Origin of the sequence: Rheinheimera sp., from assembly GCF_037442525.1 — a bacterium.
Classification (GTDB): Bacteria; Pseudomonadota; Gammaproteobacteria; order Enterobacterales; family Alteromonadaceae; genus Pararheinheimera.
Genome location: NZ_JBBIQD010000001.1, coordinates 125,458 through 137,604, shown reverse-complemented (window position 1 = coordinate 137,604; position 12,147 = coordinate 125,458). Strand labels below are relative to the sequence as shown.

The window sequence follows — 12,147 nt, the reverse complement described above, 5'->3', positions numbered from 1 at the left end:
TAATTATGCAACAGGGCTGCATAGAACATCAAGTCGGCTTCTGTAAATTTTTCAGTTTTCTTGCATAGTTATTTAAAGGTAACCAAAGCAGAACCAGGTCTGTGCACTGGTTTTGGCAAAGCGCAGGAACTTTATGCAACTCAGTAGTTTGCTTCGTTTATTCAGTCTGGCCGCCATTTGGGGCTCTTCTTTTTTATTTATGCGTATCGCAGTGGAGTCGCTGGGGCCCGCGGCTTTAATGACGGGACGGGTGCTGTTTGCCGCACTCTTTCTGGCACTGATGGGGGTACTGCTGAAACAGGCACTGCATTGGCGGGAGCACTGGAAACATTATTTTGTGTTGGGGTTCTTTAATTCCGCCTTACCGTTTTTGCTCTTTGCAATCGCCGCGCAAACCCTGACGGCCTCGGTGTTGTCGGTGCTCAATGCCACAGCGCCGATTTGGGGCGCTTTGATTGGCATCCTCTGGTTCCGGCAAAAAGTCAGCTGGACTGTATTGCTGGGGTTGGTGCTTGGGATCAGTGGGGTGGCCATTCTGGTCGGTTTTGACCCTGTATTGTTGAAACCTGGTGCACTGCTGGCGGTTGTGGCAGCTGCAGCGGCGGCTTTTTGTTACGGTATTGCTACCCATTACACCAAAAATGCGAAAAAAGTACCGGCTTTTGCCAATGCCCATGGATCCATGTGGGCATCCAGTCTGATGCTGGCCCCGGTGATTTGGGCCTATCCCGTTCAGGGCGAATTGAGTCTGGGGGTCGCCGCTGCCGTATTGGCGCTTGGGGTGCTGTGCAGCGGTGTGGCCTATCTGCTGTTTTTCCGGCTGGTCGAAGATGAAGGCGCGACATCCGCGCTGACAGTGACTTTTTTAATACCTGTCTTTGGGGTGTTTTGGGGGCATCTGTTTCTGGCGGAACAGGTGGGCTGGCACACCATTTTGGGTGTACTGACGGTGATTTTCGGCACCGCCTTAGTGACAGGTTTTAAACCTTCAGTGTTTCAACGAGTCAAAATGCTCAACTAAAGGTGTATGCAGACTTTTGTTCAGAAACCGTTCACACGGGATTTGCTATACCTGAATCAGACTGGTCATTGATGTAGAAACTGAACAGTGTGGCCCGGCAGACCACTGTATTTGCCGATTGATGCTGCAGTCGCAGCAGGAGTACAAACGCCATGAAACCCCTGATCCCTTACCTTTCTGTTGGTGTGCTGTTATGTAGTCCGGTGGTACTGATCAGCCCGGCGCTGGCCCAGCAGACGGCAAGTGCCGGCAGCATAGTACAGCAATTTAATCAGGGACAACTGGATGCGATGCTGGCGCCCATTGCGTTGTACCCCGACACAGTTCTGTCTCATGTGTTAATTGCCTCTACCTATCCGCTGGAAGTGATCAAAGCGCATCGCTGGGCGCAAGAGCATCCCAATCTGACCGGCGAAGATGCCGTGAATGCCGTGGAGGCGCAAGACTGGGATCCCAGCGTGAAGGCGCTGGTCGCTTTTCCCGAATTGCTGGCTCGGATGAGTGATGACATTGACTGGACACAGCGCCTCGGTGACGCTTTTCTGACCCAGGAAGCGCAGGTCATGGCAAGCATTCAGACGTTGCGCAGCAAAGCCTATGAGTCAGGCCACCTGGCCAGACAAGAGCAGGTCAAAGTGATCCGCGAAGAGAAGACCATTATTATTGAGCCGGCGTCTCCCAAAGTGGTGTATGTGCCTTATTACGACCCACTGGTGGTTTATGGCCCCTGGTGGTGGCGTAGCTACGATCCCTTCTGTTTTGAACGGCCACGGGGTTACGTCGTCAGCAGCGGTTTTTATTGGGGAGTGGGCATCCGCCTGGCACCACGTTTTTATTTCAGCACCTTTCACTGGCCGCGCCGGCAGATAGTGGTGATCGATCACCATTACCATTGGAACAGCCCGCGCTATTACGCCAGCCACCAGATAGTGCATCACAAAAAATCTCAGCATTGGCGCCACGACCCGCACCATCGCAGGGGCGTCAGTTACCAGGCAGGCTACCAGCCGACCCGTGAGTTCAGCGCCAATCGCAGTTACCGTGATCAGCAGCAACAACGGGACTGGGCAAACCGCACCCGGGAAGAGCGGGGCATAGAACAGAAACATCACTCTGTGCAGCAGAAAGAGCAGCGTTTTGCGGAGAAAGAACGTCAGTTTGAACGGAACAAAACCGGGGATGCGCTGGTGCAGCGCAGCAAAACTGAACCTGATCGGCAGCGGGTTGAACCTATGGGACGACGAATTGATAACGAAGCCCAGCGGCGTGAAGCCTTGAGGCGGGACAGGCCACAACTGGACAGCAATCCTTTGCAGAACCCTGAGTACGCGCCGCAGAGAATGGCTCCGGATCAGACGCGGGTGCGGGAACAACTGCAGCAGGATGGCAACAGGGAGCGGAACTGGTCACAGCCTCAGCGAACCCTGGAGCAGCCACGTGCGTTGACTGAGCGGCAGGACAGAGTGTATCAGCCGCAGCCTTCGGTTCAGCGGGAGCAGTCTGTGCCCCGTTATCAGCCAGAACTGCGCAGCAGGCCCGAACCCCAACAAAACCGCAGTTTTGAACGTCAGGCTACACCACGTTTCGAGGCCCCTAAAATGCAGAACATGCAACGTGAGCGTCCGCATACTGCGCGGGAACAAGGGCGGGATCAGCAGCCACGGGACCTGAACTAGACCGCAATGCTCAGTCCGTCAATCCCGGTGAACACACCGGGATTTTTTTGTAACAAGGAGTGCAGATGTCAGTGCTGAACAGAGTATGTAAGCCGTTTTGGGGAACTGTTGTCTGGTTGTTGGTGATCTGGCCGGCTGCGGCAGACACCTTACAACAACGGATTGAGCAACTGACGCGATCGCACAAAGCGACAGTGGGCGTCTCTGTGGTGGACCCCTGGGGTTATCCGGTGGTGGAGCTTAACGGCTCTACCCAGTTTCCACTGCAAAGTGTGTTTAAGTTTTATCAGGCACTGTATGTGCTGCATCTGGTGCAGCAAAACCAACTTTCCTTGCAACAGCCGATCCGGATTGAACGCAAGAGCCTGCTGCAAAACAGCTGGAGTCCGATGCTGAAACAGCATAAAGAGGACAACTTCAGCCTGACACTGGCCGAGTTGCTGCGTTATGCCGTGCGTGACAGCGATAACAATGCCTGTGATTTATTGTTTGATTTAACTGGCGGGCCAGCGCAACTGGAACTTTATTTGCGCCAGTTGGGGATTCAGGAATTACAGATTCGTGCCACAGAGCGGCAAATGCACAGTGGCTGGTCGGTGCAATTTGAAAACTGGAGCAGTGTCGGGGCCGCCAGCCGCATATTGCAGCGTTTTCTGTCTGGCCAGCTGTTGAATGCCCAATTGCAGCCTCAGCTCTGGCTGTGGATGAGCCATAGCAGCACCGGGCAAAACAGGCTGCGCGGCCAGTTGCCAAAAACTGCTGTTGTGGCGCATAAAACCGGCACCTCTGGCATTCAGGCGCAAATCCGTGCCGCCGTCAATGATACGGGGGTCATACTGCTGCCGGATGGCCGGGCTGTGCTGGTTACGGTGTTTATTACGGCGTCGCGTGAAAGCCTGGATAAAGACGAGGCGCTGATGGCTGCCATAGGTCGCGCGGTTTGGGATTTTTACCTGCAGCCGCCCCGCTATCAGGGGTTGACCGACTTGGTGGATGCTGACGTACCCAACTAAGCCGGAGCTTCAGAATTCAGCCTCTGTGAGACTCGCTTCTTGCCGTTGCTTGGGTATACACTGCGGTCACATCAGCTGTAATTCAGGAGTTTGGTATGCAGTTATTTGGTTCTGTCGCATCCCCTTATGTACGACGTTTGCGTTTATTGCTGGCCGGTCGGCCTTATGAATTTGTCGCCCTGAATATTTTTGAAGCGACAGGACGGGCAACTCTGGTGGCGCATAACCCGGCGCGTAAAGTGCCGGTGCTGGTGGATGGCGGGCAACATGTGTTCGACTCCAATGTGATTTATCGTTATCTGGCGCAAAAGCTGACATTGCCAGCCTTAAGCTGGACGGAAGAAAATACCCTGACCCTGATTAATGCCGTTAATGATTCATTGGTGGAGCTGTTGTTGTGTCAGCGCTCCGGCCTGGATACCAGCGAAGACAAACTGTTTTTTAACCTGCAGCATGAGCGGATTGAAGCTTGTCTGGATGCATTAAATGAGCAGGTGAAGCAGGGCGGTTTTGCCCGCTGGGATTATCTGGCGATGAGTTTGTTTGCACTGGTGGACTGGCTGGAGTTTCGTAAACTGGCAGACCTGAAACCTTATGCTGCCCTGCGTCAGTTTGTACAACAGAATCAGCAACAACCCGCTGTAGCAGAAACGGATCCGCGTTTAAGTTGAATCTGACTCAGAATTGTAAAAAAGGCCGGGTCACCGGCCTTTTTTCTGTACTCAGTTCGGCACTTTAATCGACACCGATAAAACCACCGGTCTGGTGAGCCCAGAGCTGAGCATAAATGCCGCCGGCTGCGATCAGTTGCTGGTGAGTGCCCTGTTCGACAATCTTGCCTTTGTCCAGCACCACCAGCCTGTCCATTGCCGCAATGGTGGACAGGCGGTGAGCGATAGCAATCACAGTTTTGCCAACCATCAGCTGATTCAGACTGTGCTGAATGGCGGCTTCCACTTCGGAATCCAGCGCTGAGGTGGCTTCGTCCAGGATCAGGATAGGTGCGTTTTTCAGCAACACCCGCGCTATGGCAATACGCTGGCGCTGGCCTCCGGATAACTTGACTCCACGTTCACCCACTTGCGCATCAAAACCTGTATTACCCTTGGGATCGGTCAGCTCGTTGATAAACAGATCCGCCTCCGCCAGCCGGGCCGCGTCCAGCATTTCCTGTTCGGTGGCGTCCGGACGGCCATACAGAATATTCTCCCGCACACTGCGGTGTAACAAGGAGGTGTCCTGAGTCACCATGGCGATGTGCGCGCGCAGGCTCTCCTGTTGCACCTCACGGATGTTCTGGCCGTCAATACGGATTTCCCCGCTGTCAGCGTCGTAAAAGCGCAGCAGCAGATTGACCAGGGTGGATTTACCGGCACCGGAGCGACCCACCAGTCCGACTTTTTCACCTGGCTTGATCGATAAGTTCAGCTGATTAATCACCGGGCCCTGTTCGTTGACTGCTTTACCGTAATTAAAGCTCAGACCTGAAAATTCAATCTGTCCCTGGGGGACCGACAGTGCCGGGGCGTCCGCTTTATCAACAATTTGTTGTGGTTTGGCCAGGCTGCTGATGCCGTCGGCCACAGTGCCGATGTTTTCAAACAAAGCGCTGACTTCCCACATGATCCACTGCGACATGCCGCTTAACCGTAATGACAGGCTGACCGCGATAGCAATAGCGCCAACACTGATCGCATTCGCGGACCATAACCAGATGGCCAGCGCGGCAATGGCAAACACCAGCAGGTAGTTGATGCTTTGCACCCAGACATTCAGCCAGGTGGCAAGGCGCATCTGGCGATACACCGGCTTTAAAAATAACTCCATACTCTGCCGGGCATAAGCGGATTCCCGGTCGGTATGGGAGAACAGTTTGATGGTGCTGATATTGGTGTAGCTGTCGACAATACGGCCCGTCATTTCTGAGCGGGCGTCAGCCTGTTGGGTGGAAACCTGTTTAAGACGCGGCACAAAATAACATTGCAGTGCAATATACAGCACCAGCCAGACCAGCATAGGCAGCACCAGACGCCAGTCCGCCTCAGCAATCAGGTACAGCATGGACCCGAAATAGACCAGCACGTACACCATCACGTCCAACAGTTTCACGGCGGTTTCCCGCACGGCCAGAGCGGTTTGCATCACTTTGGTGGCGATACGGCCAGCAAATTCATCCTGATAAAATCCGAAACTCTGCTTCAGCAGGTAACGGTGCGCCAGCCAGCGGATTGACATTGGGTAGTTGCCCAGAATGGTCTGGTGGATCATAGCTGAATGCAAAAACACCAGCACAGGCAAAACCACCACCAACATCAGTCCCATGCTGATCAGTGTGCTTTGCTCTTCCTGCCAGAAGGTGTCCGGATTTTTTGTCACCAGCCAGTCCACCAACTGGCCCATATAACCAAATAAAGACACCTCCAGTGCCGCCAGCAGGGCAGTGAGCACCGACATGACCAGCAACGGAATGACCATGCCTTTGCTGTAGTGACGGCAGAATGCATAGAGACCTTTGGGTGGTTGAGTCGGTTCTTTGGCAGGAAAAGCCTGAGTCAGGCGTTCAAAAAAATTCAGCATACAGATCCTCAAAGTGCTGAGCGGCAAGCGCGCCATTTTACGATATTCGGCCGCTTCCGGGGCCGCTAATTTGACAACACTGAGTTTTTCTGCGGTAAAACGAAAAAAACAACCCAGCATCCTTTCTTGCGTGACTCGATTCTTTGAAAGAAATGAAACCCAAGTTTCGGCTAAATCTCAGTTGTTTAGCGGTTTTCTCTGAATGTATAGGCTCAAAAGTGAAAAATTTACCCTTAAAACAGACGCTTGGCTTGCTTGCGCTTAAGCCCACGCTTTCTAAACTTGCAGGAGGTCGACACAAAACAGATCTGTAGCAGCAGAGGTGGCCCGTGATGGATGACAGAGAAATTGAATGGCAATTGACTGAAGCGCAAATTCAGGCCAATGCCGTGCTGATGTGCTATCGGCTTGTAAAGGAACAGGTGGGGCAATGTGAGGACTATGCCGAAGACGTCAGCGACCAGCACAGATTGTGTGATGGCCTCTATCAGTCGATCCACAGCTTGCTGTGGCATCATCATCAGTTGTCCCGCGTGTTCTGGCCTGCCAAATGTTGTGGTGAAACTGGCCTGGAGTTATGTCATAAAGCCATGGTCCTGAGAGCTGAGCTCGATTTACCTGACGTGCAGCACCCACTGCGCAATGAAACCTTGTGGCGGCATGGTGCTGAACTGTATCGGGTGGTGCATGAGCAAACGGATCCCAGATATCAGATGCATCATGTTGCCAGTGAAAACAAAGTGATCACCTGGATGGATAATGATGCCATGTTTTGCCTTTATGAGCCGGCTACTGAACGTTTTATGCTGCATGGCGATGAGTTTTTTCTGGTCAGCCTCTGTGAGCTTGCCAGTGAGCTGCACCTGATGATCCAGCAGCGACTGGATCACCTGCGCCGGTTCTCTGTGCATTCTTCGCATCCGCATTCTTCCGCTGCGCCGGGCTGGGGTCACAGGGCCTGACGTTGTCAGGCGTTCGCCCGGCAGAGGCCTCAGCTGGGCAAAAAAGACGCAGTCAGCATTTTGCCCGTTGCATTTACCTCTTAATTCATTATGATGTGTGCCACGTCGGTACGTAGCGCAGCTTGGTAGCGCACTGTCATGGGGTGTCAGGGGTCGTGGGTTCAAATCCCGCCGTACCGACCATTTAATAACCTGTTTTTTTGACAGGTTTTTTTCTTTGTATATCTGCTTATCTTTTGGCTGCCAAATGGCGCTGGTCCTATTAGAATGATGGCCTGTCACTAAGTTTAGGACTTTGTCAGCAATCATCCTTACTTAAGAAAAATCTCCACAATACTATCAAAATTTAAAGTTAACTAATGGTAAGCTCCCACTTTTGCAGGTGGATTTCCTTACTTATCGCTGATTTTGGTCCACTTTGAAATATCCTAAAATTGCAATTTCAGGATGAAAAGGTTTTTTCATCAACCTAGATCAGCTTTGAAGGCTGTTTTTGCTATGTTTGAGCCTCTACTTGATGTGTCAAAGTGCACTTTGGTATTGTTTTTATCAGGACTTCTGGATTATATTTGGGTAAATACATACCCAAACTAAGGATTTAATAATGGGTAAAAAGGAAGCAAAGCTATCCGTTGGTGCAATTAATATTACTCTACACCCGCATTCCCCAGAAACTTACGTCAAGTTGTTCAGACGTGCCAATAAACAAAAAGTGATTGCAAATATTGGGCATCGACAGTCAGCTTTGATAACGGCTGTAAGCAAAGCTAACATGGGCGACAGGCACGACGATTCACCAATAGTGGGAGATTTAGTTCGCTTTTCTGAGATTGATTTAGATGGCGCGTGGTTCAATTTAACTGAAAGCAAGATTGCAGATGACTACGAGGTCGATGCAATCAGCATACCCGAACATTTGAAGCCCAACACTACAAGGTTCTCATTTGTGTTTATCCCCAGTAGTCATCTTTTGTTCTACGAAGCTTATTCTTATGGAGACAAACTGTCTGCTGGCGCAGCAGTAAAAGCTTTCGATAGAATTTTGAATGACGAGTCATTGACTGAAATGTTTGGCGAGGTTGAAGTCACTCACATCCCTGAGGTTGATGCGCTTGAGACTGCTCTAAGGTTACCCGTGATCAGCAACTTGAAGTTGATTGTAAATCGGCCAAATGCAGATCACTTTGATGAGGCTGAGAAAAAGTTCTTGGAAAAAATGAATGCTCGTAATTTGCGGGAGATATCTGAAGAGCAGAAAGCCGTTAAAGGTCAAACAATCATTGTAGATGAAGACACGAAAGAAAAAGCAAAAATAGCTCAGCACAATGGGCGAGTCGACGTGAAAGGTAAGGATATCCATAACAGAGCGGTAGATTTTTCAACGATCTCACATCCGCTTGTTGAGGATTATTTTTATGAACCTGAGGTTGAGACAGCTGCAGATTTCTTGTTTAGAATGGCTGTCAAATTGGTGGAAAAAATTAAGGGACGTAGACCTTAAATGCCAGATAAGGACAAGCAACTAAAGCAGCTTGGTATATTTGCCAGGTATTGGCTTGCCTATGGAGGGTTTAAAGCGCTTTACACCAGTAGATATGTGTGGGCTGCTTTGGTGCTATCTGGATTCTTGTATCCTTTATGGAGTTCACCAAATTGGTGGGATACAGTTCTGTCGGTCATACCAAACATGTTGGGCTTTTCACTCGGCGGATTTGCTCTGTGGCTTGCAATTGGTGATGATGATTTTCGGAGAATTCTTGCATCAACTGAACGACAACAAACTTCAGGATACTCAGAAATAAATTCAACTTTTGTACATTTCATCCTTGTTCAGATTATAGCGCTCATAGCGGCGCTTTTTGCAAAGGCTTATAACTTTTCATTACCTGAAGATTGCTGGCTAATAAAAAATTATGGAGAACTGTTCTATAAAATCTGTCTTGTTGGAAGTTATATTGGATTCTCTTTATTCATTTATGCACTATTTAGTGCTCTTGCTGCTACCATGGGGTTATTTCAAGTTACTAAAATGTATGAAGCTTACCTCAATAAATTAGAGAGAAAATCGGAGCAACCACCTGCAGCTAAGAAGTAATTGACACCTTTATTATAATAGAAGGCTATGCTGCTATATAAGTTCCCTATTCCGCGTCATGGGGTGTCTTCACAGATGCTAAATATCATTTCCCAGCGTTATACTCGTTGGCGTGAAGATTGAGAATATCTTCCGTTTCATTTCCTACTTGTATGAACAGCAGTCGTAAATATGCCAAGAACAATGATAATGGAAAACTGTGACATCACTTAATCTGGGATGTAATAAAAGATGCAGACCCAAAGCAGCTGAAAGTCCTGCTGCTTTGGGTGCTGTGCTTTGTTATATTTTATAGCGGCACACTTCGGCATTGAGTTGCACCGATAAATGCATCAGCTCTTTGCTGATGGCGGCAGAGGCAGAGGTGTCGCTTGATGTTTCCTGAGCAATCACCACAATCTGATGCACATTTTTATTGATCATCTCCGAGACAGTGGTTTGTTCTTCCGCGGCGCTGGCGATCTGGTTATTCATATCGTTGATGGTCGACACCGACAGCTGAATTTCCTGCAAGGCAGCATCGACCAGTTCAGCCTGCTGCACTGTGTTCTGGCTGTGTTGTTTGATTTCATTAATGGCTTGCACGGCCTGGTCTGAACCCTGTTGCAACGACACAATCATCTGGTTGATTTCATCGGTGCTTTTGGCGGTGCGCGCGGCCAGAGTCCGCACTTCATCGGCCACCACGGCAAAACCGCGGCCATGCTCACCGGCGCGGGCGGCTTCAATAGCGGCGTTCAGCGCCAGCAGGTTGGTCTGATCGGCAATGGAGCGGATCACATCCAGTACGGCCCCTATATTTCTGGAGTCTTCGCCGACTTTGTCGATCACCGAAACGCCCAGTTGTACCTGCTGCTCCAGACCACCGATCACACTGATGGCTCTGTGCAGTTTGGCGTTGGCTTCGTGCACCTGGCTTTCGGCATGATTCGCCGCCTGAGCGGCCTGGCTGGCACTCTTGGCAACGTCTTCTGCGGTGGCTGACATCTCGTTAATGGCCGTGGCCACCTGATCGCTTTCGCTGTGCTGCTGTGCCACACCCGCTTCAGTTTTTTGCATCAGTGCGGCCAGGTTCTCAGCGGACTGGCCCAGGCTGCGCATTGAGCTTTGTACCTGACCAACCAGGGCGGCCACTTTGCCGGAGAACTGGTTAAAGGCATTGGCCAGAGCGCCTAACTCATGACCGACGGATGCATCCAGTCGTTTGGTCAGATCGGCCTCGCCTGAGCCGATGTCTTGCATTGCCTGAACCACTCTCAACAGCGGGTTTAAGATGGCTTTGGCAAACAGGGTGCCGATAAAAATAACCAGCGCGACCAAGACCAGGGTGATCAGGGCATTTTGCACTAAACCGGAGTAAATCTGTTGTTCCATCACTGCACGTTGTTGCTCGATCATCTGTTCCAGATCGTCAATATAAAAACCTGTGGCCAGTACCCAATCGTCCAGCAACACGGCTTTCGCCAGCTTAGCTGCAGCCACTGTGCTGCCCGGTTTGGGCCAGTTGTAATTGATGTAATCCCCGCCTTTTTTCGCGGCGGCTATGTACTCCTGCACTAAATAGCGGCCTTCTGGCGACTTACTGTCGAAAAAGTTATTGCCTTCCCGCTCAGGTTTGTCGGCACTGACGATCTGCAGGCCCTGTTGGTCGTAGACAAAGAAGTAGTTGTTGCCATTTTCATACCTCAGGCTGCGCAGAATGGCCTTTTTAGCCGTTTCATCTGAAACTGAGCTGACGGCAGTGCTGGCCAGTTCCAGCAGGGTATCGAGCTGCTGCTTACGTTCGTCATACAAAGAGGCGCGCAGGTGAGTGACCCGGTCTTCGGCTTCCTGCTGCGCCGTGACATAGGCTTTGCCTATCAGCACCAATGCCAGGATAAAAACAGGAAAAAAAGCCAATAAAATCAGCTTGGTTTTTAATGAAACAGCATTCATAACAGCCTCGTTTTAAAAGTGCCACTTCAGCAGCAGGTTCAGATTGTATTCGTCGCTTCGCACTGTGGGTTGATCCCGGACACCGAATTTATTCAGCCACAGCACATATTCAAAACCAAGATAGATTTTGTCCTTAATATTCAGTGGTTTGCTTAAAAGCCATTTAAACTGTGACGTCATATTCAGGTTGGCTCTGTAATGGTCTTTTCCGCTTGCCCAGTCGATAAAACCATCGTACAAAAATTCCTGCTCCCCCAAGGTAAAAGGTAAACCCCAGGTGATGGTGGTTTGCCAGTTGTCACTGCGCCCGTCATTGTGGCGGCGGTACAGATTGACCTGCAGGTATCGGAATAACGGCACATCCAGATTCAGCCCAAGGCCATACAGCAGGTGAGTGGCGCTGTTGGACATTTCCACTGTGGTCGCCACACCAACATCACTGATCAGGCCCCACTTGGTGTCTGCCAGCCCCAATTTGGAAAAGCTCCAGCGCGGAGCCCATTCGGCATAATTGCTTAAATCACCCTGATCCGGCCGGATATGGTCAAGAAAGAAAAAGCTGTCGCCCCAACTGGTTGCGGCAGCATGCTCAAAGGTATAGATATCCCGGTTATTGTCACCCAACCGGTAATGATCGCCACTGAGGTAACTGACTCTGTAATCCTGCCAAATTACAGCAGCCTGAGCGTAGGAACAGCACAACAACACAGCAAGCAAAAGCGTCTTTTTCATAAGCAGGGGAGTGAGTAGAAGTAGGTGAACTAATACTGGCAGTAATTCAAGAAAGGTCAATATAAGTGACGGATTTTATTAAAAAAATATCATTGTGTTTTGTTGGGTTTGCGTTGTTGTTGCTGCGTTGATTTGA

The 12,147-nt window shown here is 50.4% G+C and carries 10 protein-coding genes and 1 tRNA gene; 8 read left to right on the top strand and 3 right to left on the bottom strand.

The genetic code is table 11. The features are described 5' to 3' along the window. The first annotated feature begins 133 nt into the window (after window positions 1-133). From WKJ03_RS00605 to WKJ03_RS00590, 4 genes are all read left to right on the top strand, one after another. Window positions 134-1,021: a DMT family transporter gene (locus tag WKJ03_RS00605; protein ID WP_337840211.1), complete on the top strand. Its 888-nt coding sequence runs from the start codon at window positions 134-136 to the stop codon at window positions 1,019-1,021. Between the two features lie 152 nt (window positions 1,022-1,173). Further along, a complete protein-coding gene (locus tag WKJ03_RS00600; RefSeq protein WP_337840210.1) occupies window positions 1,174-2,697 on the top strand; it encodes a DUF3300 domain-containing protein in 1,524 nt (507 codons plus the stop codon). Between the two features lie 65 nt (window positions 2,698-2,762). Continuing rightward, entirely contained in the window at window positions 2,763-3,710 is a 948-nt protein-coding gene (gene bla / locus WKJ03_RS00595) for a class A beta-lactamase (RefSeq protein ID WP_337840209.1), read from the top strand. Between the two features lie 95 nt (window positions 3,711-3,805). After that, on the top strand, window positions 3,806-4,381 hold the full coding sequence (locus WKJ03_RS00590; RefSeq protein ID WP_337840208.1) for a glutathione S-transferase family protein: 576 nt from the start codon (window positions 3,806-3,808) through the stop codon (window positions 4,379-4,381). A 64-nt stretch (window positions 4,382-4,445) separates the two neighbouring features. Here the strand turns inward: WKJ03_RS00590 and WKJ03_RS00585 are convergent, their stop codons facing one another. Further along, on the bottom strand, window positions 4,446-6,287 hold the full coding sequence (locus WKJ03_RS00585; protein ID WP_337840207.1) for an ABC transporter ATP-binding protein: 1,842 nt from the start codon (window positions 6,285-6,287) through the stop codon (window positions 4,446-4,448). 332 nt (window positions 6,288-6,619) lie between these two features. On the opposite strand from WKJ03_RS00585, the gene WKJ03_RS00580 reads away from it, so the two are divergent. The 4 genes from WKJ03_RS00580 to WKJ03_RS00565 all read left to right on the top strand — a co-directional run bounded on the left by WKJ03_RS00580 (window position 6,620) and on the right by WKJ03_RS00565 (window position 9,344). Further along, entirely contained in the window at window positions 6,620-7,249 is a 630-nt protein-coding gene (locus tag WKJ03_RS00580) for a hypothetical protein (protein ID WP_337840206.1), read from the top strand. 106 nt (window positions 7,250-7,355) lie between these two features. Next, window positions 7,356-7,432 (top strand) — tRNA-Pro (locus WKJ03_RS00575). 421 nt (window positions 7,433-7,853) lie between these two features. Continuing rightward, the gene (locus WKJ03_RS00570; RefSeq protein ID WP_337840205.1) at window positions 7,854-8,750 is read left to right on the top strand and encodes a DUF4747 family protein; all 897 of its coding nucleotides are present in this window, start codon (window positions 7,854-7,856) and stop codon (window positions 8,748-8,750) included. Continuing rightward, window positions 8,751-9,344 (top strand): hypothetical protein, encoded by a 594-nt coding sequence (locus tag WKJ03_RS00565; RefSeq protein WP_337840204.1) that lies wholly within the window; start codon window positions 8,751-8,753, stop codon window positions 9,342-9,344. Window positions 9,345-9,626: 282 nt separating this feature from the next. On the opposite strand, the gene WKJ03_RS00560 is transcribed toward WKJ03_RS00565, so the two are convergent. Both WKJ03_RS00560 and WKJ03_RS00555 read right to left on the bottom strand, forming a co-directional pair. Further along, window positions 9,627-11,279: a methyl-accepting chemotaxis protein gene (locus tag WKJ03_RS00560; RefSeq protein WP_337840203.1), complete on the bottom strand. Its 1,653-nt coding sequence runs from the start codon at window positions 11,277-11,279 to the stop codon at window positions 9,627-9,629. Between the two features lie 12 nt (window positions 11,280-11,291). Then, the gene (locus WKJ03_RS00555) at window positions 11,292-12,011 is read right to left on the bottom strand and encodes an outer membrane protein OmpK (RefSeq protein ID WP_337840202.1); all 720 of its coding nucleotides are present in this window, start codon (window positions 12,009-12,011) and stop codon (window positions 11,292-11,294) included. Window positions 12,012-12,147 lie beyond the last annotated feature (136 nt).